Raw genomic sequence first — 26,775 nt, 5'->3', positions numbered from 1 at the left:
ATAGGCTGCAGTGATTCATTGAAAAATGCCTTTTCTGAAAAAGTTTTAGGTTGCAAATAGCTGGGAATAGAGGTAGCATAATCAATATGTTGAGTGTTTGAGCGAACAGACATCTAAATATAGCGTGCAGAAACGTAAAGGTACCGCGAAAGTGGTTTAATAGGGAATCCGGTTTAAGGCCGGAGCTGTCCCCGCAACTGTAACTGCTGACGAGCAGCTGATCACCCACTGTTTTTTAACGGGAAGGGAAGCTGTAAGGATGATGCAGAAGCCAGGAGACCTGCCTTACGTTTCAGACGTTTCTTTTCTTCGGGGATTGAGAAAGGAAATGGTGCAGCGCCGGGACTCCGGCTGTCTGCGCTGTTTCCTTTTTCGTGTCTCTTCCAATCGAAGAGGCACTTTTTTATGGTTCCGCTGTTTTGCGCAAGATCATTCAATATAGTGAATTATGAAAAGAAAAAGGAGGCTTCTCAATGGAATCTGCACTACAATCACGCATTCAGCTGACGATGACAGAGCTTGAAAAGAGCTACGATCTCGATTTATCAGAACTTAAACAGCAGGTGGAGTTAAAGCATGAGGACGAGGCATTTGATCATGCACTTCACACGTCACTGAATCAGGTGGCAATGGATCAGCCTGATTATACGTTTGCTGCTGCACGTTTTTACTTAAAGAAACTTTATGAACAGGCAGAATTACAGCGTGGTGTTAAAGCATACAGCGGATTTCATGACCTGCTTCATACGCTTACAGAAAAAGGAATTTACAGCAAGGCGCTGCTTGAGACATATTCAAAAGCAGAAATTGATCATTTAGAAGCGATTATCGTACCGGAGCGGGATCATTCATTTACTTTTATCGGATTGTTTTTGCTCTCCGACCGCTACCTGGCTCGTGACCATGAGAAGCAGGTATGGGAGCTGCCGCAGGAACGATGGCTCGTTATCGCAATGGCACTTATGCAGCAGGAGCCGGCAGAAAAGCGGATTGAGCTGGTGAAGGAAGCCTATTGGGCGTTATCCAACCTCTACATGACAGTAGCGACACCGACATTAGCCAATGCAGGCAAGAGCTATGGACAGCTTTCATCCTGCTTTATCGACACAGTTTCGGATTCGCTGGACGGAATTTATTTAAACAATTGGGACACGGCCAGATTAAGTAAAGACGGGGGAGGCATCGGTGTATACTTTGGAAAAGTAAGGGCGCTTGGTTCCGACATAAAGGGGTTCAAAGAAACATCGTCCGGCGTTATCCCATGGATCCGTCTGTTAAACGATACTGCAGTCAGCGTTGATCAGCTTGGACAGCGTCAGGGGGCTGTTGCCGTTTACCTCGATATTTTCCACAAAGATATTATGACCGGATTTCTGGACTTAAAAACAAATAACGGCGATGAACGACGAAAAGCTCACGACATTTTCACAGGCGTGAGCATACCGGATCACTTTATGCGGACACTGGAAGAAACAGATGAAACTGGCCGCAGCATCGGTGAGTGGTCGGTGTTTTGTCCGCACCAGGTGAAAACATTTATGGGGTGGAAGGATGAGAGTGGAAACGCGCTCGGACTGGAAGACTTCTACGATGAAACGGATCATTTAGCGTTTACGGAAAAGTATAAGGAAGCGTGCGGCCATCCGATGCTGCCAAGAAAAACGTACCGGGCGATGGACATCATGAAGCGGATCATGATCGCGCAGCTCGAAACAGGCACGCCGTATATGTTCTACCGCGATGAAGTAAACAGAAGTAATCCGAATAAAAAAGCGCTGGGGAGGACGTCCATCTACTGCAGCAATCTCTGTACGGAGATCGCTCAGAACATGTCTGCGTCAGAGATAACCGATGAGTACGTGGCAGAGGATGGCAGTATCGTCATCGTTCGCAAGCCAGGCGAATTTGTTGTCTGCAACCTCTCTTCAATAAACTTGGCTTCTGCATACAAAGACGATGTGATTGAGCGGACAGCAGCGATTCAGATGAGAATGCTCGATAACGTAATCGATTTAAACACACTTTCTGTCGGGCAGGCCCAGGAAACGAATAAAAAATACCGCGCTGTCGGACTTGGAACATTCGGCTGGCACCATGTTCTTGCCGTAAATCACATCCACTGGGAGTCAGAAGAAGCGGTTGCCTTTGCAGATGAACTGTACGAGCGGATTTCATACGCAGCTATTCAGGCCAGTGCAACGCTCGCTGAAGAGAAAGGTGCATATCCTGCGTTTTCCGGTTCAGAGTGGGAAAGCGGACTTTTCTTTGAGCGGAGGGGCTATAAGTCGGAGCGCTGGAACAAACTAAAACAAAAAACAGCGAAAAGCGGAATTCGCAACGGGTGGCTGATGGCGGTCGCTCCAAATTCATCAACGGCAAAAATTGCTGGATCCACGGATGGAATTGATCCAATTTATGCCCTGGAATACGCGGAAGAAAAGAAGAACTTTAAGCTGAAGGTAACCCCGCCGGATTTAACGCATCATACGTACCCATATTACAATCGGGCCAGACATGAGCTGGATCAGCTGTGGAGTATTCGTCAGAATGCAGCACGCCAGCGGCATGTAGACCAGGGAATCAGCTTTAATCTGTATGTCCGTCATGATATTCACGCAAGAGATCTGCTGCATTTACACATGGAAGCATGGCGGCAGGGACTGAAGACGACCTATTACGTCCGCAGCACCTCACAAGGTGAAATAGAAGAATGTGAAAGCTGTCATTCCTGATGAAGCTGACGAAGGGAAGGGAAGATACGATGACCTTAACAAAAATGAAGCTGCTTGAACCGGAGCACGCTAACAAATCGACCGGAATCATTAATGGCCGAGCATCGGGCATTTTAAACTGGAACGATATCGCCTATCCGCAGATGTATGATATGTATCACGTTTTATTGTCCAACTTCTGGAAAGCGCAGGAAATCAACATGCAGGATGATATTAAGCAGTGGGATTCGTTAACATCTATAGAAAAAGACATTTTTCTGAAGGTGAATACACAGCTGGCGTCTCTTGACAGCCTGCAGACTCCGACCATGTCAATGGTGCTTGACTACGTGAGCGATCCGAGTTTTAAAGCGGTTTTTGCTGTAATTGCCCAGCAGGAAGCCGTACACAATGAATCTTACTCGTACGTATTAAGCTCGCTCGTCTCCACGGATGAGCAGAGAAAGGCATTTGACGATGCAAAAAACGATCCCCTCGTTCGTAAACGGAATGCACTGATTCTCGATTCCTACGAGCGCTTCCGTGAGGAACCGTCTCCACAGCGTTTGTTTGAGCTTTGTATTAACTCGGTCAATCTGGAGGGAATTTATTTTTATGCCGGCTTTGCATTCTTTTATCATCTTGCCCGCAATCAGAAAATGGTGAAAACAAGTACGATGATCAGCTACATTCAGCGAGACGAAATGCAGCACGCCTATTTTATTTCGCAGTTTATCCGAATTCTGATGGCTGAAAATGAAGAGCTTAGAACGGAAGAGAATAAAGCATTTATTTACGATACGATTGCTGAGGCCGTCGAACTGGAAAAAGAGTGGGCTGCCGTGCTGCTCAAGGATATAAAAGGCATTGACACGGAGGAGTACGAATCCTACGTTGAATATCTGGCAGACAAGCGGTTCAGACAGCTGGGACTGGCTAATTTGTATAACCGTCCGGAAAACCCGATGCCGTGGATACAGGTATTCAGTGATGACATGATGAATGAAACGAAATCAGATTTCTTTGAACAAAAATCGAGAGCGTACACGAAAGTAACGGAACAGAACGGGTTCGATGAGCTGTGATCACCGTTGTCGTTCAGTCTATGTCTGGAAACACAGATGAACTCGCTGACCTGATTATGCTGAAACTTGAGGAAGCAGGAATGAAAGCTGAAAAAAAGGCCGTCCGTGATATCCGCGGCAATCTGGACTTATCCGAATGCGACGGGATCCTTTTTGGAACATATACGTGGGGAAATGGTGAGATTCCCCGTCATATGAAACCTGTAGTTGACCGGATAAAATCACAGAATTTAACAGCGGTTCCGTGCGGTGTATTTGGCACAGGCGATTCCTTTTATCCTCACTTTTGCGGAGCGGTGGACCGGCTTCGTTCATTGCTTAAGCTGGTAACCGGGGAAAGTGCCCCGGCCCTTAAAGTGGAGCTGCTTCCTCAGCCCAGTGATGATGAACGGGCAGCATCATTCGTGCGGACTTATTTAAGTCATTACAAGGCTGTGAAAAAAAAGCATGTTCAAAAGCGGCAGGAAATGACGCGATGAAAGCGAATACACTGTAGAGGAAAGATATTCTGCAGAGGAGGCTCATCATGTCAGAACAGTTTCATGCGTTTCAGACAGAGGGAGAAGGAACGGGATCACTGGTCAAGCGAACCGTGGAGGATCTTCCTCAAGGAGAAGTATTGATCAAGGTCCATTATTCAGGAGTAAACTATAAAGACGGGCTTGCGCTTCATAAAAAAGCAAAGATAGCAAAGGACTATCCAATGATACCAGGGATCGATCTGGCGGGAACCGTTGAGCATTCTGACTCCCCTGATTTTAGTAAAGGTCAGCAGGTTATCTGTACAAGCTATGATCTCGGCACTGCGCATGACGGGGGTTACAGTCAGTATGCACGCGTGCCGGCTGCCTGGGTCGTCAGTCTTCCTGACAACCTCTCGCTGAAAGAATCGATGATAATCGGTACCGCCGGTTTTACTGCGGCTCTGTCCATCCACCGTTTGGAGCAAAATGGCCTGACCCCGGAAGATAAGCCGATATTGGTTACAGGAGCTTCCGGCGGAGTGGGCTCTATGGCTGTCGATATGCTTTCGGGAAGAGGCTATCATGTCACAGCGAGTACGGGACGTCTTGAAGAAGAAGCTTATTTGAAAAAGCTCGGTGCAGAAGAAGTGGTCGGAAGGGAGGATGTCACTCCTGAAAAAATCAGGCCGCTTGATAAACAAAAGTGGGCAGCTGCGGTGGATCCAACTGGAGGAAAGGTGCTCGCGGCTATTCTCAGCAACGTGAAGCAGCATGGCAGTGTGGCTGTTTCCGGTCTCACAGCTGGTGTGGAAGTGCCGACCACGGTGATGCCGTTCATTCTGAGAGGGGTGGATTTACTTGGGATTGACTCTGCTTACTGCCCAATGCCTCTTCGGAAAGAAGTCTGGTCCAGATGTGCAGGAAGTCTGAAACCCCGCCACATGGAGGAAACAGCGACAGAAATTAGTCTTAATGGTTTACAGCAGGCGCTTAATGATATTCTCGAGAGTAAAATCAGGGGCCGCGTTATTGTGAATTTGCAGAAATAAGTTGCTGAGATAGAAGCTGGAGAATGCCTGTCAGCAGTCTTACGCTGCTTCACCACAGACGTTTGAATGAATCTTATTCTAATATGGAAAACCGGAGGCCTGATTCAGGTCTCCGGCTTTTAAGCTGCAGCAAAGGATACGAAAGACCCTTTTGTAGCATGCTTTATCTCATGAAAATACCCCCTGGGCGTGAATCAGGATCAGCTCAGGAGGTGAGAAAAAGACATGTTGTTAAAAGGATGGGACGGATATTACGTTGGCTGTCTGCCTCCCTGACTCTTCCGGGAGCGGAACAGCTCAGGCAGCTTGTCCTTAATCTGAAGCGACTGATTTTCAAGCTCCCGCAGCCGTGAAGTGTTCACGCGAGGTTCTCTGCCTGTTTCCTGATGCTTCATATCATCAATTAAATACAGGAAAAAGCCGTTTAAAAGCGGAATCCACCAGCCATTTAAATGATAATCTACGCTGTGCTCTTCTGGTTTAATACTGGAGAGCGTGACAGTGGCTACTTTGATGCCGTCATCCTGGCCAAATTTGCCGTCTGCGCCACGGAGATGCACATAAATGTTCACATAGTTGGACAGTGGAAAACGGAAAACGAGTAAAATATCCCGGGAAGCTTCATAAAATACATACTTTCCCATAGAGCCTGCTCCGCCTAAAATGTCAGTGACGTCCATAAATGAATCCCGGTCCTGGACAGCTTTAATGATGTAAGGGGAGTCGGTGATACGGAATTCCGGAATCTGCCAAGTCTGATACGTACGATAAAACAGTCCAAACATTTGGTCCTCATTCCTCCCTGCAGCCCGCGGAGGCTGAAAAGCAGGTTACAGTCATAGCAGCATATAAAGAGTAGGTAATAGGCCTCTGCAAGGCATGATTTCAGTATACGTACAGTTTACCATACCCGGTTTCAGGCCTGAACCAATCTGCTTCTTTAAAAATAGCGCTATAGAAAGAGAAGATTCCCTATCCATAGCGCTATCAGCCTGTCAGGAAGCAGGGTCTTCCGTTACTTCCAGCAGTTCAACACGATTTCCAAACGGGTCCCGGAATTCAAACCGATTCATGCCGGGAACAGGGACAGATTCCTCCGGAACAAGCCCCTGCTTTTGAAGCATATCTTTCCACGCTTCAAGACTGGTCACTCTATAAGCCAAATGCGCTTTAGTAGAGCTTCTGGCGTCTCCATCCTCGGTACCGACGTGCACTTGCAGATTTCCGGCAAGCAGCCAGAATCCGCCCCGCCCTTTGAGGGAATCAGGCTTCTCAATTTCCTTCAATCCGAGTAAATCACAATAAAACTCCCGGCCTTCCTGTTCCGTTCCTTTTGGAATCGTGATCTGCGCATGGTGCAACCCTTGAATATGCATGACGGACATTCCTCCTTATGGCTGCATTCGTCTTTTTAGAAAGTCTGTACGGTAGCAAGCGCTATTATGACGAGGATTTAGAGACACATGTGAGTAATGACCCACAGCATCACTTTGTCAGTGGACAAATAGAAATTTACGGAAATTTTCGTGGTGTTCATACAAGCTAGTCATTTCGTTTATTAGTTAAATAGAAACCGACCTGACTTTCTCAGGCAAAAGCTGAATAAATTAAACAGCTTATCTCAAGGGCAGAAGCAAGATTAGACTAAAGTATTCTGAAACATCCAGGCGAGATAAAAAGCAATTAAAATATATGCAGTAGGAAGCATCGTAATAATGATGCCCCAGGCACGCATGCGTGGTTTTATCTGCCAGAATAAGCCCGTGATCCATACTGCGGCCAGGAGAAAGTAGTACCATCTGGAAGGGATAAGGCGGGATTCCTCAACTAGAGCGCCGCTCATTAAAAAAGCAAAAAGAAACACGATGACCCCTGTCACGATATTGCTGATGTAGCGTACGATACGAATCATAGGCAGCCTCCTGGTTTATTCGAAAGACACATTTTATTCTATCATATTGTAAAGAAATGGATATGGCGCTTCCGGCTTTTGCAGTGTCCGGGACGCTTCAGAGAGAAGCGTGATATACTGAACGGAATCAGATGCTGCAGGAGGGACATAATGAAGACGATGTTATTTGACCTGGATGATACGCTGCTCGATTTTAAGCGATCGGCCGAACAGTCGCTTCAACACGTGTTTGAAGCTTATGGCTTTACATTTGAAAAAGAAATTCGCGACTATTATCAGAAGACGAATCGTTCCTTGTGGAAGCAATACGAGGAAGGAAATATTGAAAAAGAACATGTGATATCGGAGCGGTTCAATCAGACCTTTTCAGCCTTTGGCAAAGACGTGCCCGGAGCAGAGGCCGACAGATTATTCAGGCAGGGATTGGAAGAGAATGTGTATTTGATCGATGGCGCGGAAGAGATTCTCAAGCATCTCTCAAAGAGCACCAGTATTTGTGCGGTGACAAATGGAATAGGCGGGACACAGAGGCGGAGGCTGGCGAACGCCGGGCTGACAGATTGTTTTGACCAGCTCTTTATATCGGGCGATATTGGAAGTGCTAAGCCGTCCGAGCACTTTTTTGATCATGTTTTCACAACGCTTCAGCAAACAGATCGCAGCCAAACGGCTATTATAGGCGACAGCTTAACCGCGGATATAGAAGGAGGCGTTCGCGCCGGTATTACGACAGTCTGGTTTAACCCGGCGAAAGAGACACTGCTGCACCAGGCAGATCTGGAGATCCACCGGCTTCAGGAGCTGAAAACAGCAGATTTTACCGGATTGAAGACTGTTTAACGTTATGCCCACTTAAGCCCGAACCTGTTAGAAGGTGCGGGCTTAACAGTTTTAATAAAGCTGAAAGTGAAGCATGCTTTCAACGGCTGAGTCCAGGAGGGAGTCAGATCTGTTCCTGGGAAGCGTATACCGCTTCGATCACTTTCATGTTGTTATGCGTGCTTTCCGGAGTATATACCGGCTGAGTGCCGTCGATCAGGCACTGGGAAAAGTGTTCAATCTGAAGAGTGAACTGATTCCCTGCAAACGTTTTGCGCTCCGTTTCCCGTCCGTTCTCGTCTCTCACAATAACAAGTCCTTCTCCATTATCCGGGTTTTGATCCGGTCGAAACGCAAATGGCACTTCAATTCGACCCTTGGTGCCAGAAACCTCGTACCGGTTTAAAGAAGACTCGTTAAAGCTGCAATCGATGACAGCATCAATATCTTGGAAAGTAAGAAGGGCAGAGGTGGAAATATCCACACCTGTTCCACTTTGCTTTCGGCCTGTTCCAACGACTGCTTCCGGTTCCTGTCCGATGATGTGCCGGCAGGCGTGAACACAGTAGCAGCCGACGTCGTAGAGGCTGCCGCCTCCTAAAGACGAGTCCAGCCGAATGTTTGAGCTCGTCAGATCAAGCGGGAAAGAAAAAGTAGCACGCATTTTTTGAACGGCTCCAACTGTTCCCTTTTCAATCAGTTCTTTCACATAGCTATGCTGCGGATGAAATTGGTACATAAAGCCTTCCATCCACGTCATGCCTGTTTCTTTGCCGGCTTCGCGTATTTCCCGGATGTCATCAGACGTTACTGCCGCAGGTTTTTCGACCAGCACATGCTTGCCATGGTGCATCGCTTTGATCACCCATTCCTTGTGAAGCGCATTTGGAAGAGGTATATATACGGCATCAACGTCCGGATCGTTCAATAGTGCTTCGTAGGAATCGTGATGAACCGATGCACCCCATTCAGCGGCTGTGTCAGCAGCTTTTCCGCTTTCGCTGGCAACCGCGTGGAGCATGGTATTCCCGGCTTCTTTAATGGCCGGAACCATTTGCTTTCGTGCAATGCCTGCTGTACTGAGTATTCCCCATTTAATCTGCTGCATCATTGACTCCTCCTTAAGATAATCTGGTTCATTATAGACAAATTCCATACGAACGGCCGGATTCCTGCAAGTTTGATTTATTTTTGACGTAATCAAGCTGACGAAGCCAAGAAGCACGGTTTGAAGCTTGAAAGTGCGGGAATAGATTCGTACTTAAGGCATTTCGACGGGAGGGACTGATATGATCAGGATGGCAGCCGTCATACTCTTGTTCAACAGTCTGTTACTTCCGGGATGTATGCAAACATCTGTCCCAGATGACCATCCGCACCTGTTTGGAACGGTCGTGGATCATCAGCACAGCCACGGACGAATTCAAATACGAACGGACAGAGATGAATCAGAGCAGCAGCTTATCTGGTTAATCGAGCATTTAGATTCTGTCATAGTAGCATCAGATGAGCAACCGGTCACCGTTTCGTCTGTGAGACGCGGAATGGAAGTAGAGGTGTGGGTCATGGATCCGGAATCCATGGAGGAGCAGCGGAGGGCAGTGATTGATACGATGGTTGTCTATGAAACGAATTAAAAAGACAGAAATAAGCACCAGCTTGATCCCTGTCTTTCCATGCAATATATGAGTAATATAATGGCAGCTTTCGGACAAAAAGTCTGAATGGTTTAGTCAGGTAAGACGGCAGGCCGGAATTTGAAATCATGCGTTTTTCTGAAAATCCCATCCTTTCAGCAAAACGAACTGACTTTACAAACGCTGACGCTTATCGTTACTTCAGCAGCATTTTAACGGAAAAATCTTTATAAGCCTCTTTCAGTTCATCATAAAAAACGCGTGCAGACTGAAGATCACCTGCGGAAAGCTCCTCCAGTGCCTGACCGTTTCTAGGGTCCAGAATATCCTGTGTCTCACCTTCTGCATCGAGTACAATCAGGGAATATTGCTTATCCAAGAATGATCACTCCTTTCTAAGTTGACTTTAAAGATAGGTAACTAGTATAACTATAACCGGCTTTTTGCCATATTAAACGTCCGTATAGGATAAATCAGGAGGGATACGAGTGTTTTTCGGCGGAAATGCTTCAGAAGCGCCTTTTACAATGTTTGACTGGCAGCACGCAGCCGCACTGGCTCTGCTGGCAGCAGCCATCGCATTCGTCCGGCTGTGTAAAAACTGTTCACCAAACAGAAAACTGGAGCTGACTGCGGCTCTGCTGCTTGCCGGATTGGAGGTCTGGTATCAGCTTTGGCTTTTCATAACCGGACGCTGGGATATTCATCATGCGCTTCCGCTTGAATTGAGCAATATTATGGTTATATTTACGATCGTTCTTCTGCTCACCAGAAATCAATTCGTTTTCGAAGTAGTTTTTATGGCAGGAATTGCAAGTGCAATGATGGCATTTTTGACGCCGGTCCTTTCATTTGGACTGCCTCACGCCCGTTATTTTCATTTTTTCCTTACTCACGGGGCGATTATTGTAACAGGATTTTACTTTTTGTGGCTGCACCGCTTTTCGCTCTCCTTCCGATCGGTATGGCTGACGCTGCTCATCCTGAATATACTGCTTCCTTTTATCTGGTTCGTCAACAGAATGACCGGAGGCAACTACTGGTTTATTATGGACAGACCGGACGGGACAAGCCTGCTGGATTTATTCGGCGGTCAGCCGTGGCATATTATCGGCATGGAAGTAACGGCAGCTGCAGCTTTTCTTCTGCTCTGGCTCATATTTGGAGACTGGCGTAAAAAGCCCCCGGCGTGATAAAGTAACCAAGGATGCTAATTCGGGCAGGGGGGAAGCGAACGATGATGTTAAAAAGCAGGCGCCTTTATCTTCTCCTTTCCGGAGGATTAATCGGCGCTGCGGCGATTGCGCTGCTTCTCATTCACTTTGCGGGGGTTTACCCCGGAACGGTGCAGTATGAAGAACAGGGCGACGAAATACAGTTTGAAAAGGGTATGTTTCATGCGGAAACTGTCACAGCAGATACAGCAAATATGGATGAAACGAGCGAGTTCCTCATTATGCTGGCTATGGCTCAGGCAGATGAACTGGAAAGGGCAGCCGGTTCAAGTGTCGTGCTGCTTGCAGCAGCAGGTGCTGCGATTTTATATGCACTGCGGATGAATAGTGAAACAAGAGGCAGGCGGACGATTGCTGTCATTCTGATTCTCGTTTCTGTATTTATTATGCTGTACGTCTTTGTCAGCTATCCGACGATGATGGATGCACCAGCTGAGACGCTGGCTTTAATAGAGGCGGAAACGTAAACATGCTCCCAGCACGAAAATTGCCGACGCTAAATAAAGAAATAAAAGATCCCGGTCACTGAGATAACAGAGGCCGGGATCTTTTTAAGTTTATCTCTGTTAACGTTTATTGCTGACAGAAGGATACGCCACTGCAACTCGGCAGGCTTGCCGCAAGCGAAAAACAGCAGCGGCAGGAGTATGTTATTCCTGTTAACACCAGTCATAAACAGAGACACTCATGCCATGACAACCTGCACCATGAAAGATGAACATCTCGAACGCTGTGAAACGAAGGCGAGGACACCCAAAGGATCAGCGCAGTGCGAGAATCCATGTTGGCGACACGCTCTTTCGCCAACATTAGTCGAGAACAAGCCCTTGGGTAAGCCTTCGCCGAGAGTGGGACAGCTACGAGCTATTTTCAAGGCAGCCTTAAGTTTAAATAAATCAGTAATTATTCAGCAGGAACGTGGGGTTCGATATCAGACTCCCCTTCCATCGTATCCTGGTCCATTAAGTAAAGATAAGGGCGCTGAGGTTCATCGTCAAACACGACCTCAAACATAAAAATCGGATGAGTTTCAAGTTGACTTCTGCTGATTTCCCATTCCCGTTCCGGATATTGCTCTTCCAGATGGGATTCGAGAGTGGCTTCACGCTCCGGCAATTCAGTGTAAATCAACTGATAAGGCCGAACAAGCCAAAACGTTATCCCTACGAGAAGTACGGCAAAAAAAAGTGTGATGGAAATGCCTGTCACTAGCTTCAGGCGCTGCGGAACGATCATCGCTACCGTCAGAAAAACGGCTGCGACCGCCGCGGTAGCTATTGCCATCACTGTTTCAACCGGGTGTGCATATGCTGCTATGTAAATCTGGTAAAATACGATCGATGCAATGAGTGCAGCCGCAAACAATATAGCAGCTGTAACTTTCAATTTCATGCTTTCAGCTCCTTGATTTAAAAATACGTGGGGCATTACGTCACAAAAAATACCGGAATGGAACTACTTCCGGCTGAATTGATTTACATATACGAAGCGTAATAAAAAATGAGGGCGGTCCAAAGAATAGGCAGAGCATTGATCATTGCAGCCCGGCGCGGATGATCCAGTGATTTCCATGCATAAACAGCACTCAGCCCTGCCACAACAGGAAATAATGTAGTTAAGCTGAAAAACATAACATTCCACAGTTGAAAGCCTGCATCAAGAGTCATTAAGGCGATAAGCCACACAATTACCCATGCGGGGATTGCTGCTCCATACAGCAGCTGAAGTGAAATCAAGTAAATTTTCACATCCATTGAACCTCCTGCGCTTAATTCGCACGCTTTTTATCAGTATAGCATGAAATAGAGGAGCGTCACTAACTGCTGTTCACAAAGTCTAATCTGCACTAAACTTACTTTTTGTAAGTTAAGTGCAGATATGGTATAAAGGAAAGATAATATGGTTAGATTGAGAGGAGACGATTATGAATGAACTTACGATCTGTTAAAGATTTTTGGCACGTGCAATACCGAAATCCGGGACTTCCGCATATGCAGCAAGGATTCGTGCTGCCGCCTGAAAAAATGAAAGAGGTAGATCCTTTTCTGCTAATGGCTGAAGACTGGTTTAAGCGGGGGGTGTTTTCAGATCATCCGCACCGTGGATTCCAAACTATAACCTACGTCATTGATGGACGTCTGGAGCACAGTGATAATGCAGGCGGCTATTCGATACTGGACGCAGGCGACGTGCAGTATATGAATGCCGGTGGAGCTGCGAGACATGCAGAGGAAGCGTACAATGATGATTTGATTCATACGCTGCAGCTGTGGCTGAACCTGCCGAAAAAAGATAAATTTTCCGACACGTTCTATCAGAATATCCGGCTGGAAGATGCCCCGGTCGTTGATATTCCTGGAGGACACCTGCGAATATACAGTGGAGAATTTAATGGCGTTAAAGGTCCGGCAGAGAGCATTTATCCTTTCAGAATGGCAGAGCTTTACCTGGAAAAGGGAGCAGAGTTCACCATTCCGTTTCCCGGAAATGAATTTGTATTCAGTTATGTTCTTGCTGGCACGGTTCAGGCTGGAGAAGGCGGTTCAGAAATGGAGCGGTCCGGTACAGCAATCTATGAAACACCCGGGGATGGAGAAAGCGGCATCCATGTGAAGGCAGCTTCCAGAATGCGAATGCTTTTTTACTCCGGGGCACCAATTCAGGAACCGGTCGCTGCCGGCGGACCTTTCGTGATGAATACAGAAGCCGAACTCGAGCAGGCAATGATCGATTACCGGAATGGCAAATTCGGCCCTTCGTCCCAATAGATAAATGATTGAAAATTCTGATAACGGGTATAGGTGTTTATCAGTCCTTGACTGTTTAAATTAACGCAAGGAGGAGAACACCATGACTACCACCCAGCTTGTCCTTTTTGTAATGCCGGTTATCAGTTTATTCGTTGGTTTCGGCGCAGGTTTTTTAATCCGGAACCAGTATATTACTCTGTTAGCCTTGCCGCTTACCGTTGTACTCATGCACGCCGTCGTCGTTTTTCCTATCATGCAGTTCAGCTATGCTGTCTGGTTGATCACGGCACTCATGTTTTCAGGCATGATCATGGTACCGGCAGCACTCGCGGGTGAAGATATCCGCAGACGATTTGACCGCTACCGAACCAGGGATGTCACATATCCTTCAGAGAAGCAAGTCATTAAATAAACGCGCACAAAAACTCCCCCCAATGATAATTGTGAAGCGCTCCGGACTTTACCGGAGCGCTTTTTTTGCGCTCTGTATATTATGCTATACTGAATCCGGGAAGAGGTGGAATAGATGAAACAATGTCCAATTTGTCGCTCAGAGTTGTCCTACATGCAGCTGCTTCAATTAAACCGGAGTCTGACCTGCAGCAGCTGCAATAAGGAACTCGTTCCTACTAAAAAATCGAGAAGAATGCAGGGACTGCTGTTGTTTGGATCCGTAGGGGCAGCCTATTTAATCGGCGAAGCCGGAAATGTGGACAACGCCGTTTCTCTTATTTTACTGGCTGTTGCTCTTGCTGTTGCTTACGCAGCCTCGCCTGTTGCCGTGAGCTTACAGAAGAAAGAATAGTCAGGTTACAAAAGTGCTTTCTACAGAACGAATTTATGCGGTGAGGTGGTGAGCGGTCTGGTTATATCAGAAGATCTGGCGGCAAGAATCGTAGCAGAGGCATCGGACGTGATTGAAGAAGAAATTATCGTCATCGATAAAGATGGCTATATTACCGCAGCTACGGATGCTGGCCGAATCGGAAGCCGGCATCTCCCGGGCCGTGAAGTAATGACGACAGGTAAACCAAAAACGATCAGCGAAGCAGAGGCGTGTGAAGATGCTTCTGTCAAAGCTGGTACCGTTCTTCCGCTGGCATTTAGAGGGAGCTTAATCGGTGTGCTTGGTATTACTGGAAGCCGTGAAAAAACGGGTACATACGGTGCGCTGCTTCAGAAAATGACAGAGTTACTTATCGAAAAACTGTTCAGTGCAGAAGCGCTTCGGCTGCGTTGGTATGCGGGAGAGAGATTGCTGCATGAGCTTCTGACAGTGCAGGAAGATTCAGCAGAACAGAAGCAGCTCACTGCAAGACTTGGATTTAATCCTGACAGTACTTACAGTATACTTGTCTTAGAGCTGGTGCAGCCGGAGCCGGACGAATTGCCTTATCCAGAGCAGTTTACCGGGTTCATTACAAAATGGAGGTACGATCAATATGTATGTATCTGGCCCGGTGAAAAAGCCGTCGAGCACTCGGCACAGTTTATCAGCTACATGGTCAGGCAAAGGGCAGTAGTAAAAAGAGCAGGGCTTTCCAGGCCAGGCAGTCACTTTTCCAACATGCTGGAGGAAGCGGAGGCAGCTTCTCAGCATTCGGATGGCGGACTGGTCGTGTATCAGTCCCTCTCACTGGAGCTTTTGCTGCACGAGCTGTCAGACCGGACGAAGCAGAAGCTGATTGATGATACCGCTCTGCGGCATGAGCCCGTGCTCCTTGAAACGCTTGGCGTATTTCTGAAGCTTGGATATTCGTTGAAACGAACAGCTGCTGAGCTGAAGGTGCATGTGAACACGGTGCAGTACAGATTGGCAGGACTCGAAGAGCGGACAGGACTGTCCTGGAAACGTGGCGAGGATCTGTCTGTTCTTGTTATTGTTGTGAAATTGTTAGATCAACCAAAAATGTATCAATAATAACGCTATTAACTAGTTGAAGCAATATATCTATTTACCCCTTTTTTGCGTATACTCATGTATAAACATCGTGGAGAGGGGCTTTTTTATGCTGGATCAGACAATTAAAGAACAATTAACCGCCATCACTGGAGAAGAGCGATTTTCAGATACGCATGAACAACGGGTTGTGTATTCATATGATGCCACACCGGGATTTCAGTCTGAACCTGACGGGGTTATCAGACCTGCATCAGTTCAGGAAGTTCAGCAAATTATCAACGTTTGCCGTGAGCACCGGATTCCTGTGATCCCAAGAGGCTCAGGCACGAATCTTTGTGCGGGTACAGTCCCTTCACAGGGTGGAATTGTCATGGTTTTCACGCATATGAATCAAATTCTGGAAGTGGATAAGGAAAATTTGACGATGACTGTTCAGCCTGGTGTCATCACGCTCGATATTACTAAACGAGCGGAAGCAGAAGGATTGTTTTATCCGCCGGATCCAAGCTCTATGAAGATATCGACGATTGCAGGTAATATCAACGAGAACTCCGGCGGTCTCAGAGGACTGAAATATGGGGTGACAAAAGATTACGTGCTCGGGCTGGAAGCCGTACTGGCAAACGGAGAAGTGATCCGGACAGGGGGAAAACTTGCGAAAGATACTGCGGGCTATGATTTCACAAAGCTGCTGACAGGAGCGGAAGGAACCCTCGGTATTGTGACAGAAGCGATTTTAAAGCTTGTCCCCAAACCGGAAACCAAGCAGACAGCGCTCGCCCTTTTTCATAATATGGAGCAGGCGGCAGAGTCTGTTTCTGCCATTATCGCGGACAAAATTATCCCGGCTACGCTCGAATTTGTAGACCAGCCTACCCTTCAGGCAGTGGAGGATTTCGCCCAAATCGGTCTGCCCGTAGAAGCAGGAGCTGTTTTGCTGATGGAACAGGACGGCGAGCCGGAAGTAGTTCAGCGTCATATGGAAGCGATGCAGCAGATTTGCAAGGAGCATGGTGCCATCTCAGTCCGGCTTGCTCAAAATGAGGAAGAAGCGGCTGCACTCACAGAAGCGAGACGTTCTGCACTTACAGCGCTTGCAAGAAGGCGCCCGACGACACTTCTCGAAGATGCTACCGTACCTCGGTCAAAACTCGCTGAGATGGTCCGCTTTATCGAAGAGACTGCTGCTGCTTATGAGGTGGAAATTTGTACGTTTGGGCATGCTGGAGACGGTAATCTGCATCCGACGTGTATGACAGATGTACGCGATCACGCAGAAATGGAACGGGTCGAGGAAGCCTTTGCAGCGATCTTCGCCAAAGCAGTCGATCTGGGAGGGACCATCACAGGAGAGCATGGAGTCGGTGAGATGAAATCCCCTTATCTTGAATGGAAGCTGGGGCATGCCGGAGTGGAAGCGATGAAAGCTGTCAAGCAGGCACTTGATCCGGACAACATATTGAACCCTGGCAAGATATTTGCGAAGGATACGAAAAAACGTATTGTACTTGGAGGTGGCTCCCGTGGGTAAATCATCACTTAAGGAAGACTTCAAAAGCCGGGTTGATTATGAAGAACTGATGAATTGTACAAGATGCGGATTTTGCCTTCCGGCTTGTCCGACCTATATTCAGACCGGGGGAAATGAAGCGAGCTCACCTCGTGGAAGAATCGCCTTAATGAAAGCCGTTGCAGATGGAAAAAAAGAGCCGGATGAGGAGGTGGAGGCTCAGCTGAATGAGTGCCTTGGATGCCGGGCGTGCGAACCGGCTTGTCCGTCAGGTGTGAACTACGGTCATATACTGGAACAGGCGCGAGCCGTTATTCAGGAGCATAAAAGCCATTCTTTGCCGATCCGAATGTTGCGCAAGGCTGTCTTTCAATGGCTCTTTCTGGACAGAAGCAGGATGGAAACCGTTCACCGGATGAGATGGATGTATGAAAAAACGCCTGTACAGAAGCTGATGCGAAAAAGCGGTGCGTTTCGCATGCTGCCAGGAGAAGCAGCGATCATGGAACGAGTCATGCCTGGAGCAGCTCCGCCAAAAAAGGCTGTACGTCCGCCTGTTCAGGCTGTCTTTCAGGACAATCCAATAAAAAAGGTAGCCTTTTTCGATGGCTGCTTAATGAGCACGATGTTCACGGAAACCAATCAGAATACACTCTACCTTCTTGAAAAAAGCGGCTGCGAAGTAGTAGTTCCTGATACACAGCAGTGCTGCGGAGCCCTGCATGCGCATGCTGGTGAAACGGATGGGGCTGTAAAGCTTGCCAAACAAAATATTGAAGCTTTTGAACAGATCGATGCAGACTTTATCGTCACCAATGCCGGAGGGTGCGGAGCAGGTTTGAAGGAATATCCGTTTTTGTTGAAGGAAGAACCTGAATGGGTGGAGCGAGCTAAAGCCTTTTCGGCGAAAGTGGGAGACATCAGCACTCTGCTCGTGGAGCTTGAGCTTCCGCCGATGAAGCTCGAAGCCGAGCTGGTGACGTATCAGCCTTCGTGTCATTTGGAGAATGTAATGAAGGAAAAAGGCAACGTGGAGAAACTGCTGCGCAGTATTGACGGGGTCACCTACGCAGCAATGCCGGATAAAGAACAATGCTGCGGTTCAGCCGGCATTTATAATCTGGTTCAGCCTGAGATGGCCATGAAGATATTAGATAAAAAAATGACAGACGTCCGCCATATTCAGGCCGGCATCATTGTCACATCTAATCCAGGATGTCTGCTGCAAATGAAAGCGGGCATTGAACGGGAAGGACTAACGGAAAGTGTACGTGCGGTGCATATCGTCGATTTAGCAGCAGAAGCGTTAAAACAGGCTGAGCTTGCAGGAACCGCTGCGAAATGAAGGATACTCTCTAAAAGCGGTCAAACAGCCTGAACCCTGTCACCAAAGTGACAGGGTTCAGGCTGTTGATAAAGTAATTTCAGGTGAATAACGTTGCATCTGCCTGCATCTACGGACACTCGCTTTCCGGAGGGAACGGCCTCAGCTAACCGCTTCTTCCTTTCGTCAGAAGCGCTGGATCTTCGCCTCGTTCTGATCCTCCTGGAGTCGAGATCCTTCAATTTGGCAGCTGGCAGTCCGGTTGAAACGCCTGGTGATGATTCACACGTGCTTGTTCCATATGGGTGGAACCTTTATATAGACAACGCTTCAATGTCGAATAGGGATTACCTGTGCTTCAACGTATATACCATGAAACAGTCGTATCTACCGATCGGAATGTTTTTCTCCAACAAACAAATCCATTTTCCCTTCGTGTCCGGCGGGGACGCCTGTGGAAGCCGCGCAGCTTGAAGATCCTTTCTCAGGGGTCACGTCACCCTGAGAAATAGCTGAAGGCCAGCCCACGGCAAGCTTACGCCGGTTAACAGAGGGGAAATACAACCAAACGAATAAACATGTAAGTGGAAAGACTTTTTGCTTTGCATTTTGACCTTTCTTACAGGATAGTAACGTTGATTTCTTTCGGGTGGTCATCGAAACAACTTTCTGTGACGAAAAAGGAGCTTGCCTGCTCCCGGCAGAGGGAAAGGAAATACAGCGGACATGCAGCTTTACTATCTTGTATATACAAGTTATAATGCAGGCAGATACTGATACGAGGAGGCTGACACATGAATGATATGAATGAATGGTGGCGCAAGGCGGTTGTCTACCAGATTTATCCGAAAAGCTTCAATGACACAACAGGCAGCGGAACAGGCGACTTACAAGGTATCATTGAGAAATTGGATTATTTAAAAACGCTCGGGGTCGATGTGATCTGGCTGACACCGCCATATAAATCACCGCAGCGGGATAACGGCTATGACATAAGTGATTATTTCAGTATACATGAGGAATACGGAGGCATGGAAGATTTTGACAGGTTGCTTGAAGAAGCACATTCCCGTGATATTAAGCTGATCATGGATATTGTTGTAAATCATACGTCTACAGAACACGAGTGGTTTCAACGCGCGGCCTCGTCTAAGGACAGCGCCTATCGAAACTATTACATCTGGAAAGACCCGATTGATGGGGAAGAGCCAACAAATTGGCAGTCCAAATTCGGCGGCAACGCCTGGCAGTTTGACGAAAAAACAGCTCAGTACTACCTGCATCTGTTTGATGTGACTCAGGCTGATCTGAACTGGGAAAATGAACAGGTCAGACAGGATGTTTACGATATGATGCACTTTTGGTTTAAAAAGGGCGTCGATGGCTTCCGACTGGATGTCATTAACCTGATTTCAAAAGATCAGCGCTTTCCAAATGACGATGGATCTGTACCGCCTGGTGACGGCAGAAAATTTTATACAGACGGACCCCGTGTTCACGAGTTTATGCAGGAGATGAACCAAGCGGTCTTTTCGCATTATGATGCGATGACTGTTGGTGAGATGAGTTCGACAACGATTGATCATTGTATCAACTACACGCGTCCTGACAGACATGAGCTCAGTATGACGTTCAATTTTCATCATTTAAAGGTCGATTACCCAAATGGGGAAAAGTGGGCGCTGGCTGATTTTGATTTTTACGCATTAAAACAAATTTTATCGGAGTGGCAAGTGCGTATGCATGAAGGTGGCGGCTGGAATGCGCTTTTCTGGTGCAACCACGATCAGCCCCGAGTCGTAACCCGTTATGGAGATGATGAGCGTTACCACCGTGAATCTGCAAAAATGCTCGCTGCCTGTATGCATTTCATGCAGGGTACACCTTACATTTACCAGGGTGAAGAGTTCGGAATGACAGATCCAGGATTCGAGAGCATTGAAAGTTTTCGGGATGTGGAAACGTTAAATTATTATGAAGCGAAAAAAGCAGAAGGAAAAACGGATGAAGAAATTATGCCTGTCATCCGTGCAAAATCACGTGATAATTCGAGAACACCGGTTCAATGGAATGCGGACCGTCACGGTGGATTTACAACCGGAACCCCTTGGATACCAGCTGCACCAAACTATGAGTCGATTAACGCGGAAGCAGCTATCGAGGATCCGGAGTCCATTTTCTACTTTTACAAACAGCTGATACAGCTGCGCAAAAAGTACGATATCATTACGTTTGGAAGCTACGAGCTGCTCAGTCCGGATGATCAGAACGTATTTGCCTATGTCAGACGCTATCAGAATGAAGTCCTGCTTGTTTTGAATAACTTTTACGGAGAAGATGTGCTGTTCCCGATCCCGGATGAACTTCACATGAAGCAGGCGAAGCGTCTGATTGGCAACTACGCCAATACAGACTGGAATGACACGATGCGCCTTAAACCGTATGAAACAGCCGCTTTTATTTTGACTAAGTAAGGCAGGTGGAAGCTATGCAGAATAAATATCTGCAGATTTACAAGGAGATAGCGGATCAAATCCAGGGCGGGGGCTTTGAACCCGGCAGCAAGCTGCCTTCCGAACATGATCTCGTGGAGAGGTTTCAGACATCGAGAGAAACGATCCGCAAAGCGCTAAGCCAGCTCGCCCAAAATGGCTTTATTCAGAAAGTACAGGGAAAAGGATCGATTGTGCTGGATGCACGTAAATTTGACTTTCCGGTATCCGGTCTTGTCAGTTTCACTGAGCTCGCCGATATGCTTGGCGGAAACGCTGTGACCGAAGTAGAAAAGCTGGCACTGATTCATCCGGACAGCAGCTTGCAGGGAGCTCTGCAGGCTGCTCCGGATTCGTTTATCTGGGAAGTTCACCGGATAAGGGAAATCGATGGGGAGCGAATCATTTTTGATAAAGATTTTTTCAAGAAAATGTACGTGGATAACCTGACGGAAGAAATTTGCCGCGGGTCCATTTACGATTATATTGAAAATGAACTTGGTATGGCCATCAGCTTTGCCAGGAAAGAAATTACGGTGGAAGCGCCGACTGAGGAAGACCGGAATTATCTTGATCTGGAAGGATATGAAACGGTAGTAGTCGTTAAAAACTTCGTCTATTTTGATGATGCCAGCCTGTTTCAGTACACGGAATCAAGACACCGCCCGGATAAGTTTAAGTTTGTCGATTTCGCCAGAAGAACAAAGGCATAGCTGAAACACCGGGCTCTCTGTTCAGGGGAGCCCGTCTTCGTGCAAAAAAGAAATTAAATAAGCAGCGGATACGTTCACACAAACGAAGAAAAAGACCGGTCGCAGTTTATGCGAACCGGTCGGAATTCTTTACTTTTTTAATGACTGGACGATGGCCTGCTTCAGCTTTTTGTCTACGGTGATCGTATACAGCCATTCTTTCATCGTCTGCTCCTTTTCCTGCTTGACCCGCCTTGACAGGACGCGAAGCAGGCTTTTCAACGTTCTTCGGCCGTAACGCTGATCAATTTGCTCGCCGGTAACGAGGAGCTGTTCGATTTCTTTTTCTTTCTCCATGGGAACGACTCCTGCGGTTTCCTGCAGAAATGCCTCAAGCACAGCTCCTTTATTTACGTCAAAATAATCGGCAGATACTTTTTCTATCAGCTCCGGGTGCTGATCTGTATAAAAGCCGAGCGTTGGGACAAGATCATCCAACCGATGTGTTTTCAAGTATTCATACGTTTTTTTCGGGTTTGCTGTACCGGTTGCTTCCAGGAGTGTATTCATGATAAGAGAATCCTCTGCACCGTCTTCTTCGCGCTGAAGAGCGATCAATCTTGAAGGCCACCCGTTTTTAATGTCTTCCAGATGCTCATCAAGCAGAAGCTTCACAATCTTTTTATTTTTCTTTTTCGCATCATCTTCGCTTTTTAATGCGTCTTTTAAATCATCCTGCGTCATTCGGTGCTGCTTTCTCCTCGACTGCATCACGCGGAATTGTTCAACCGCTTCACCTGAAGCCTTCGTCGTTCGGTTGGAGAGATAAAAGGAGTCAAGAAAACGTCCAGTATAATCGAGAGACCCGAAGATCACAGGATTTTCATGTTCAAATAATAACACATCGACAGATCGTTTCCCCTTTTTATCCTCATATTTGACGACGTAGTATTGTTTCTTTTCACCATCCATATATACTTTTTTCCCTAAAAAGCTTGGAGGCAGGGTTTGCATATACATCTCTCCCTTCAGAAACTGACAGTTTCACGTTCTCTCTCTATCTTACCTGACCTGACAGCGTATGTGTAGGATAGACTGCCAGAAATATGCAGAATTGCGTATGAGAAAGAGCTAGGTGGGGGTACCTGAGCTTAATTAGGAAGCGTCACCAAGCAGGTTTGAAGTCATTCTATTAACAACAGGATTCCGATTATATGTATGTTTATTAAAAGAGACGAACAGCACTTGAATCAGTTTTAATAACAAATGCGCATAAAAAACATATTTTCAGGCGTATTAACGTTTATAAGCATGAAAATCACCTGTGCATAAGTGCACAGGTGATTTTCAGATTGTTGATAAAGTCATTTTCGGTGAATAACGTTGCATCTGCCTGTATCTTCGGACACTCGCTTTCCGGAGGGAACGGGCTCGGCTTTTCCTTCTGCTGTCCACCGGATCTTTGCCTCGTTCTGATCCTCCCGAGGGAGTCGAGATCCTCCGATGTCAGCAGCTGGCAGTGCGTTTCACGTACCTGGTTAGGACCGCACGATCGGCTTCCATTTAGCGGTTTTACTGGTAATAAGCTTATGTGCAGTTTTGCATTCCAGCTTCTTTGATTAGTTAATGACCGATTAAATCATAGAGCGCTTCATCAAGAACCGGGAACGAAAATTCGAATTGATGATCGAGCAGCTTTTGCGGCACTGCCTGCTGTCCCTCGAGAATGAGAACGCTCATATCACCCAGAGCCAGCTTAACCAGGTTGGATGGAACCGGTGCCCAGAATGGCCGGTTTAACACATCAGCCAACGTCTTGCCAAACACCTCATTTTTTTCCGGAGATGGAGCCGTTACATTAACAGGACCGGAGAATTCATCGTTTTCAATGCAGTGAATAATCGCACGGGCAGCATCTTCTATATGAATCCATGACATCCACTGCTGTCCTGTGCCGATGCGGCCGCCCCCGCCAAGTTTAAATGCAGGGAGCATTTTCTTTAATGCACCGCCTTCACCGGATAAAACGACACCGAAGCGTGTTTTAACGACGCGTATATTATCTGGTGCGTCATCTGCTTCTTCTTCCCATCTCACTACGACGTCAGCGAGAAAGTCATCACCGGGTTCTGTATCGGACTCAGTGAATGTTTCAGTGAAGGATGTGCCGTAATAGCCTACTGCCGAGCCGTTAATCAGCACTTCGGGTTTTTTCTCTAATGCACCGAGAATGCGAATCGTTTCACGGGTTGCATCGATCCGGCTGTCGAGGATTTCCTGTTTTTTATCCTCTGTCCAGCGCCCGGAATTTAAATTTTCTCCAGCAAGGTTAACGAACGCATCGATTCCTTCCAGCTGTTTCTCCGGCTCTGCAGAAGCAGTCAGCCATTCCACATAAAAAATACCGTCAGACGGTTTTTTGTTGTGCGGGTTTCGAGTAAGGATGTATACGTCATGCCCCTTATATAACAGTTTTTTCGTAAGTTCTTTGCCGAGCAGCCCGGAGCCGCCTGCGATTGCCACTTTCATTACAACCCCTCCTGGTTTAAGGTTATGTATAGTATTCCTTAATCTTACCCAGTTGAAACGTAGGAACGGAGGGCCGGCTTTGCCAAAAATAGCGAAAATCACTGCGGCGAAGAAAACAAAGCAGCGATATCACATTCATTTAGAGAAAAACGGAAAAGAAGAATATGCTTTTTCAGTTTCGGAAGATATGATTGTTTCGGAAGACCTGATGAAAGGAAAAGAACTGACAGAAGAAGAAATTACCAGACTGAAATCTCGCGATGATGTTGAAAAAGTATATCAGCGTGCGCTGAATTATCTTTCCTACCGGATGCGTTCCGAGAAGGAGCTGAAAGACTATATTCTTGGACATGAACATGTCGAGGAAGAAGATGCAGCTGACATGATCGAAAGACTGCGTAAACTTGACTTTGTTAATGACGGTCGTTTTGCTGAAGCGTTCGTCCGTACGAAAAAAGATCAATCCAGGAAAGGCCCGCGCACCATCAGGCAGGAGCTGAAACAAAAAGGTATATCAGGAAAGGAGATGGAAGACGCAATGGAGCAGTATAGTGAAGAGGAAGCCGTAGAACTTGCAGTTGAGCTTGTCGAAAAAAAGCAAAAATCGTATAAACGGGAATCCAGGCGCAGAAAAGAGCAGAAGCTGATGCAGTTTTTGCTGCAGAAAGGATATTCCATGGATATCGCGTCAAAAGCTCTAGAGCAGGCAGATATAGAATCAGATGAAGAAGAGGAACTGGCAGCAGTCCGGGCCCAAGGAGAAAAACTCTGGCGCAAACATCAATCCAAATCAGAACGGGAAAGAAAACAGCGCGTTAAACAAGGACTTTATCAAAAAGGATTTCCAGCTGAACATATTGACATTTTTCTGGAGGAAATGGAGAGCTCAGATTCTTTATGATCGTATGAAATCCGCGTATACTGTTAGTAACGGGAGAGGGGGAGATCAAGCGTGAATAAACAATACAGCAGAATGTCCCGTGAAGAGCTTGAGGCAGAAATTAAGGAACTGAGAGTAGCGGCTCAAAAGGCGGAAGCGAAGGGAATGATTAATGAATATGCCGTCCATGAACGTAAAATTCTCATGGCAGAAGCCTATATGCTCGATCCGTCAGTTTTTCGCTCAGGCGAAACCTACTCGATTGCTAACAGCGGTGGAGAGTCATTTAAAATTAATTATATGAACGGCGTGTTCGCCTGGGGCTGGAGAGATGGCAGCAGCAGCCTTGAAGCCGTTCCGATTTCTGTGCTCACGAAAGAGGATGGAGGATATAACTAATGCAGGATTCTTTAGACAGACTCACGAATCGGCTGCTGGAGCAGAATGATCAGCTCTCCTATGCAGAAGCGCGCACGTGGGTCGAGCTGCTATGGGAGGATTTTGAAGCTACCTATGCGAAAGCCGGACACACGTATAAAGGCAGAGAAATGACTGAAAAAGTGCTGATTCAATGGATAGATAACTACGGATCGGAACTCCATGAAGTATTGAAAAATAACCCGCGCTATCAGAAGTGGTTTGATCAAAAGCGCTTTTTCCATTAACACCACTCAGGCATTACAGATCGGATTTCGTTATAACCGTTTAAAAAGCGTCCCGCTTTTTTTTCTGGCGGGACGCTTGTTTCAGGACGCATAGTGCAGCTTTCGTTTAAGCGAATCAGTATTGTATATCCACCCTGTATAAGAGCTAAGCGGCTCCAGGTTTTCATCCAGTCTTACGATTGCGACAAACGGGTAATATCCTTTGCTTCTGTACCTGAGATCTACGAATTTAACAGAATATCCGTGTGGTTCAATCGAGACAGCCCAGCGGTAAGCCGGGGAAAACGATAGGAAAGCCTGCAGGTTATCATCGTGTCGTGCAGCATCGATCACCGGATCATCAGGAATTGGTTCAAACGGGTACGTTTCAAAATATGTGAGCTTCTGTTTGTGCCATTCTGCCACAAACATGAGATTATCTGTACGGACGACGATATGCCATCTCGACCAGCGGAACGTTGGCGACGTGAAGATGTGTGTGGCGTCAGGATGCTCCAGGTGAATCGCCTGATACACTTTTCGCTGCTCCCGGATCCTCCAGATGTAATAGCCTGCTATTACGATAAACATCGTCAGGAAGGTCCATCCCGGGTGGGCGCCGAATCTCCAGGCCACAATGGCAGCAATATGCATAATGAAAATAAACGGGTCAAATATATTAATTACCCCTAACGCAAGCCATTTCCGGTAAATCGGAGAAAACGCCTTCGTGCCGTAAGCATTAAAAATGTCGATAAACACGTGAAGAAATACGGCAAAAAACGTCCACATCCAGACGTGATACAAATTCAGCGGAGGCATGATCATAAACAGCATGATCGTAATAAGCGTCGGCCAAATAAACCAAAACGGAACAGAGTGCGTTACGCCCCGATGGTTTTTAATATATACAGCATTGTTTTTTAATTTTAATACAGTATCAAAATCAGGAGCCTGAGACCCTACGATGGCTCCGATCATGACTGCCTGAGTCATTGCGGGGTTCTGGGATACGACTGGGTCCAGGGTAGCGAGCCCGCCGATTGCTACTCCCATGACGACATGAGTTGCTGTATCCATAAGGTTCCCTCCATCAGCAGATCCTGTAAGTATACATAAGTGTACCCTTTTTTCTACTG

Annotated in this window: 29 protein-coding genes and 1 riboswitch; of the genes, 19 read left to right on the top strand and 10 right to left on the bottom strand. The window is 46.9% G+C overall.

All coding sequences use genetic code 11. From position 1 onward, the window contains the following. The first annotated feature begins 120 nt into the window (after positions 1–120). Positions 121–302, top strand: a riboswitch (cobalamin riboswitch). Positions 303–473: 171 nt separating this feature from the next. From HCN83_RS09670 to HCN83_RS09655, 4 genes are read left to right on the top strand one after another with little or no spacing between them, the layout of a single operon-like run. Further along, positions 474–2,732 (top strand): ribonucleoside-diphosphate reductase subunit alpha, encoded by a 2,259-nt coding sequence (locus HCN83_RS09670; RefSeq protein WP_168006726.1) that lies wholly within the window; start codon positions 474–476, stop codon positions 2,730–2,732. Next, a complete protein-coding gene (locus HCN83_RS09665) occupies positions 2,732–3,796 on the top strand; it encodes a ribonucleotide-diphosphate reductase subunit beta (protein WP_425483610.1) in 1,065 nt (354 codons plus the stop codon). Before HCN83_RS09670 ends, HCN83_RS09665 begins: the two co-directional genes overlap by 1 nt. After that, positions 3,793–4,275, top strand: a complete 483-nt coding sequence (locus HCN83_RS09660; protein WP_343033695.1) for a flavodoxin domain-containing protein — start codon at positions 3,793–3,795, stop codon at positions 4,273–4,275. The genes HCN83_RS09665 and HCN83_RS09660 overlap by 4 nt, the downstream gene beginning before the upstream one ends. A gap of 47 nt (positions 4,276–4,322) precedes the next feature. Further along, the gene (locus HCN83_RS09655) at positions 4,323–5,309 is read left to right on the top strand and encodes an oxidoreductase (RefSeq protein ID WP_168006722.1); all 987 of its coding nucleotides are present in this window, start codon (positions 4,323–4,325) and stop codon (positions 5,307–5,309) included. Positions 5,310–5,560: 251 nt separating this feature from the next. On the opposite strand, the gene HCN83_RS09650 is transcribed toward HCN83_RS09655, so the two are convergent. From HCN83_RS09650 to HCN83_RS09640, 3 genes are all read right to left on the bottom strand, one after another. Next, complete coding sequence (locus HCN83_RS09650; RefSeq protein WP_168006720.1) at positions 5,561–6,094, bottom strand: hypothetical protein; 534 nt, start codon at positions 6,092–6,094, stop codon at positions 5,561–5,563. A 210-nt stretch (positions 6,095–6,304) separates the two neighbouring features. Then, positions 6,305–6,685 (bottom strand): VOC family protein, encoded by a 381-nt coding sequence (locus HCN83_RS09645; RefSeq protein ID WP_168006718.1) that lies wholly within the window; start codon positions 6,683–6,685, stop codon positions 6,305–6,307. A gap of 263 nt (positions 6,686–6,948) precedes the next feature. Next, on the bottom strand, positions 6,949–7,221 hold the full coding sequence (locus tag HCN83_RS09640; RefSeq protein ID WP_168006716.1) for a hypothetical protein: 273 nt from the start codon (positions 7,219–7,221) through the stop codon (positions 6,949–6,951). 150 nt (positions 7,222–7,371) lie between these two features. On the opposite strand from HCN83_RS09640, the gene HCN83_RS09635 reads away from it, so the two are divergent. Further along, on the top strand, positions 7,372–8,061 hold the full coding sequence (locus tag HCN83_RS09635) for a YjjG family noncanonical pyrimidine nucleotidase (protein ID WP_168006714.1): 690 nt from the start codon (positions 7,372–7,374) through the stop codon (positions 8,059–8,061). A 103-nt stretch (positions 8,062–8,164) separates the two neighbouring features. On the opposite strand, the gene HCN83_RS09630 is transcribed toward HCN83_RS09635, so the two are convergent. Continuing rightward, positions 8,165–9,148, bottom strand: a complete 984-nt coding sequence (locus HCN83_RS09630; protein ID WP_168006712.1) for a Gfo/Idh/MocA family protein — start codon at positions 9,146–9,148, stop codon at positions 8,165–8,167. A gap of 181 nt (positions 9,149–9,329) precedes the next feature. On the opposite strand from HCN83_RS09630, the gene HCN83_RS09625 reads away from it, so the two are divergent. Beyond that, positions 9,330–9,677, top strand: coding sequence for a hypothetical protein (locus tag HCN83_RS09625; protein WP_168006710.1), 348 nt, complete (start codon positions 9,330–9,332; stop codon positions 9,675–9,677). Positions 9,678–9,873: 196 nt separating this feature from the next. On the opposite strand, the gene HCN83_RS09620 is transcribed toward HCN83_RS09625, so the two are convergent. Continuing rightward, positions 9,874–10,056: a hypothetical protein gene (locus HCN83_RS09620; RefSeq protein WP_168006708.1), complete on the bottom strand. Its 183-nt coding sequence runs from the start codon at positions 10,054–10,056 to the stop codon at positions 9,874–9,876. A gap of 109 nt (positions 10,057–10,165) precedes the next feature. Here HCN83_RS09620 and HCN83_RS09615 point away from each other — a divergent pair, with 109 nt between their 5' ends. Both HCN83_RS09615 and HCN83_RS09610 read left to right on the top strand, forming a co-directional pair. After that, positions 10,166–10,870 carry a TIGR02206 family membrane protein gene (locus HCN83_RS09615; RefSeq protein ID WP_168006706.1) on the top strand — a complete coding sequence of 235 codons (705 nt, stop codon included), beginning with the start codon at positions 10,166–10,168 and terminating at the stop codon, positions 10,868–10,870. A gap of 44 nt (positions 10,871–10,914) precedes the next feature. Continuing rightward, complete coding sequence (locus HCN83_RS09610; protein ID WP_168006704.1) at positions 10,915–11,379, top strand: hypothetical protein; 465 nt, start codon at positions 10,915–10,917, stop codon at positions 11,377–11,379. 436 nt (positions 11,380–11,815) lie between these two features. Here HCN83_RS09610 and HCN83_RS09605 read toward each other — a convergent pair whose 3' ends face one another. Together HCN83_RS09605 and HCN83_RS09600 are read right to left on the bottom strand one after the other, a co-directional pair. Then, on the bottom strand, positions 11,816–12,304 hold the full coding sequence (locus HCN83_RS09605; protein ID WP_168006702.1) for a hypothetical protein: 489 nt from the start codon (positions 12,302–12,304) through the stop codon (positions 11,816–11,818). A gap of 83 nt (positions 12,305–12,387) precedes the next feature. After that, entirely contained in the window at positions 12,388–12,666 is a 279-nt protein-coding gene (locus HCN83_RS09600; RefSeq protein WP_168006700.1) for a hypothetical protein, read from the bottom strand. A gap of 174 nt (positions 12,667–12,840) precedes the next feature. Between HCN83_RS09600 and HCN83_RS09595 the strand changes: the two genes are divergently transcribed. From HCN83_RS09595 to treR, 8 genes are all read left to right on the top strand, one after another. After that, complete coding sequence (locus HCN83_RS09595; RefSeq protein WP_168006698.1) at positions 12,841–13,680, top strand: pirin family protein; 840 nt, start codon at positions 12,841–12,843, stop codon at positions 13,678–13,680. Positions 13,681–13,762: 82 nt separating this feature from the next. Then, a complete protein-coding gene (locus tag HCN83_RS09590; protein WP_168006696.1) occupies positions 13,763–14,074 on the top strand; it encodes a hypothetical protein in 312 nt (103 codons plus the stop codon). Between the two features lie 153 nt (positions 14,075–14,227). After that, on the top strand, positions 14,228–14,467 hold the full coding sequence (locus HCN83_RS09585) for a hypothetical protein (RefSeq protein ID WP_168006694.1): 240 nt from the start codon (positions 14,228–14,230) through the stop codon (positions 14,465–14,467). 48 nt (positions 14,468–14,515) lie between these two features. Further along, a complete protein-coding gene (locus HCN83_RS09580; protein ID WP_168006692.1) occupies positions 14,516–15,583 on the top strand; it encodes a sugar diacid recognition domain-containing protein in 1,068 nt (355 codons plus the stop codon). 88 nt (positions 15,584–15,671) lie between these two features. Continuing rightward, positions 15,672–17,096 (top strand): glycolate oxidase subunit GlcD, encoded by a 1,425-nt coding sequence (gene glcD, locus HCN83_RS09575; RefSeq protein WP_168006690.1) that lies wholly within the window; start codon positions 15,672–15,674, stop codon positions 17,094–17,096. 49 nt (positions 17,097–17,145) lie between these two features. Continuing rightward, complete coding sequence (locus tag HCN83_RS09570; protein WP_168006798.1) at positions 17,146–18,420, top strand: (Fe-S)-binding protein; 1,275 nt, start codon at positions 17,146–17,148, stop codon at positions 18,418–18,420. 782 nt (positions 18,421–19,202) lie between these two features. Continuing rightward, positions 19,203–20,873 carry an alpha,alpha-phosphotrehalase gene (gene treC / locus HCN83_RS09565; RefSeq protein WP_168006796.1) on the top strand — a complete coding sequence of 557 codons (1,671 nt, stop codon included), beginning with the start codon at positions 19,203–19,205 and terminating at the stop codon, positions 20,871–20,873. 14 nt (positions 20,874–20,887) lie between these two features. Next, complete coding sequence (gene treR, locus HCN83_RS09560) at positions 20,888–21,604, top strand: trehalose operon repressor (RefSeq protein WP_168006688.1); 717 nt, start codon at positions 20,888–20,890, stop codon at positions 21,602–21,604. A gap of 129 nt (positions 21,605–21,733) precedes the next feature. Here the strand turns inward: treR and HCN83_RS09555 are convergent, their stop codons facing one another. Together HCN83_RS09555 and HCN83_RS09550 are read right to left on the bottom strand one after the other, a co-directional pair. Beyond that, positions 21,734–22,597 (bottom strand): hypothetical protein, encoded by an 864-nt coding sequence (locus HCN83_RS09555; protein ID WP_168006686.1) that lies wholly within the window; start codon positions 22,595–22,597, stop codon positions 21,734–21,736. Between the two features lie 609 nt (positions 22,598–23,206). Continuing rightward, a complete protein-coding gene (locus HCN83_RS09550; protein ID WP_168006684.1) occupies positions 23,207–24,112 on the bottom strand; it encodes a TIGR01777 family oxidoreductase in 906 nt (301 codons plus the stop codon). Between HCN83_RS09550 and recX the strand changes: the two genes are divergently transcribed. The 3 genes from recX to HCN83_RS09535 are packed head-to-tail and all read left to right on the top strand — an operon-like array spanning position 24,027 to position 25,657. Continuing rightward, the gene (gene recX / locus HCN83_RS09545; RefSeq protein WP_425483609.1) at positions 24,027–25,013 is read left to right on the top strand and encodes a recombination regulator RecX; all 987 of its coding nucleotides are present in this window, start codon (positions 24,027–24,029) and stop codon (positions 25,011–25,013) included. The genes HCN83_RS09550 and recX overlap by 86 nt on opposite strands. A 51-nt stretch (positions 25,014–25,064) precedes the next feature. Then, positions 25,065–25,391, top strand: a complete 327-nt coding sequence (locus HCN83_RS09540) for a YfhH family protein (protein WP_343033692.1) — start codon at positions 25,065–25,067, stop codon at positions 25,389–25,391. Then, complete coding sequence (locus tag HCN83_RS09535) at positions 25,391–25,657, top strand: YfhJ family protein (RefSeq protein WP_168006680.1); 267 nt, start codon at positions 25,391–25,393, stop codon at positions 25,655–25,657. The genes HCN83_RS09540 and HCN83_RS09535 overlap by 1 nt, the downstream gene beginning before the upstream one ends. 81 nt (positions 25,658–25,738) lie before the next feature. On the opposite strand, the gene HCN83_RS09530 is transcribed toward HCN83_RS09535, so the two are convergent. After that, positions 25,739–26,716 carry a metal-dependent hydrolase gene (locus tag HCN83_RS09530; RefSeq protein WP_168006678.1) on the bottom strand — a complete coding sequence of 326 codons (978 nt, stop codon included), beginning with the start codon at positions 26,714–26,716 and terminating at the stop codon, positions 25,739–25,741. Positions 26,717–26,775 lie beyond the last annotated feature (59 nt).

Origin of the sequence: Alkalicoccus luteus (assembly GCF_012034335.1) — a bacterium.
Taxonomy (GTDB): Bacteria; Bacillota; Bacilli; order Bacillales; family Salisediminibacteriaceae; genus Alkalicoccus; species Alkalicoccus luteus_A.
This window is presented reverse-complemented; position numbering and strand designations above follow the sequence as displayed.

Coding starts and splice junctions, on each gene's coding strand:
- HCN83_RS09670 (WP_168006726.1), top strand. CDS start 474: ATGGAATCTGCACTACAATCACGCATTCAGCTGACGATGACAGAGCTT.
- HCN83_RS09665 (WP_425483610.1), top strand. CDS start 2,732: ATGAAGCTGACGAAGGGAAGGGAAGATACGATGACCTTAACAAAAATG.
- HCN83_RS09655 (WP_168006722.1), top strand. CDS start 4,323: ATGTCAGAACAGTTTCATGCGTTTCAGACAGAGGGAGAAGGAACGGGA.
- HCN83_RS09650 (WP_168006720.1), bottom strand. CDS start 6,094: ATGTTTGGACTGTTTTATCGTACGTATCAGACTTGGCAGATTCCGGAA.
- HCN83_RS09645 (WP_168006718.1), bottom strand. CDS start 6,685: ATGCATATTCAAGGGTTGCACCATGCGCAGATCACGATTCCAAAAGGA.
- HCN83_RS09640 (WP_168006716.1), bottom strand. CDS start 7,221: ATGATTCGTATCGTACGCTACATCAGCAATATCGTGACAGGGGTCATC.
- HCN83_RS09635 (WP_168006714.1), top strand. CDS start 7,372: ATGAAGACGATGTTATTTGACCTGGATGATACGCTGCTCGATTTTAAG.
- HCN83_RS09630 (WP_168006712.1), bottom strand. CDS start 9,148: ATGCAGCAGATTAAATGGGGAATACTCAGTACAGCAGGCATTGCACGA.
- HCN83_RS09625 (WP_168006710.1), top strand. CDS start 9,330: ATGATCAGGATGGCAGCCGTCATACTCTTGTTCAACAGTCTGTTACTT.
- HCN83_RS09610 (WP_168006704.1), top strand. CDS start 10,915: ATGATGTTAAAAAGCAGGCGCCTTTATCTTCTCCTTTCCGGAGGATTA.
- HCN83_RS09605 (WP_168006702.1), bottom strand. CDS start 12,304: ATGAAATTGAAAGTTACAGCTGCTATATTGTTTGCGGCTGCACTCATT.
- HCN83_RS09600 (WP_168006700.1), bottom strand. CDS start 12,666: ATGGATGTGAAAATTTACTTGATTTCACTTCAGCTGCTGTATGGAGCA.
- HCN83_RS09595 (WP_168006698.1), top strand. CDS start 12,841: ATGAACTTACGATCTGTTAAAGATTTTTGGCACGTGCAATACCGAAAT.
- HCN83_RS09590 (WP_168006696.1), top strand. CDS start 13,763: ATGACTACCACCCAGCTTGTCCTTTTTGTAATGCCGGTTATCAGTTTA.
- HCN83_RS09585 (WP_168006694.1), top strand. CDS start 14,228: ATGCAGCTGCTTCAATTAAACCGGAGTCTGACCTGCAGCAGCTGCAAT.
- glcD (WP_168006690.1), top strand. CDS start 15,672: ATGCTGGATCAGACAATTAAAGAACAATTAACCGCCATCACTGGAGAA.
- HCN83_RS09570 (WP_168006798.1), top strand. CDS start 17,146: ATGAATTGTACAAGATGCGGATTTTGCCTTCCGGCTTGTCCGACCTAT.
- treC (WP_168006796.1), top strand. CDS start 19,203: ATGAATGAATGGTGGCGCAAGGCGGTTGTCTACCAGATTTATCCGAAA.
- treR (WP_168006688.1), top strand. CDS start 20,888: ATGCAGAATAAATATCTGCAGATTTACAAGGAGATAGCGGATCAAATC.
- HCN83_RS09555 (WP_168006686.1), bottom strand. CDS start 22,597: ATGCAAACCCTGCCTCCAAGCTTTTTAGGGAAAAAAGTATATATGGAT.
- recX (WP_425483609.1), top strand. CDS start 24,027: ATGTATACGTCATGCCCCTTATATAACAGTTTTTTCGTAAGTTCTTTG.
- HCN83_RS09550 (WP_168006684.1), bottom strand. CDS start 24,112: ATGAAAGTGGCAATCGCAGGCGGCTCCGGGCTGCTCGGCAAAGAACTT.
- HCN83_RS09535 (WP_168006680.1), top strand. CDS start 25,391: ATGCAGGATTCTTTAGACAGACTCACGAATCGGCTGCTGGAGCAGAAT.
- HCN83_RS09530 (WP_168006678.1), bottom strand. CDS start 26,716: ATGGATACAGCAACTCATGTCGTCATGGGAGTAGCAATCGGCGGGCTC.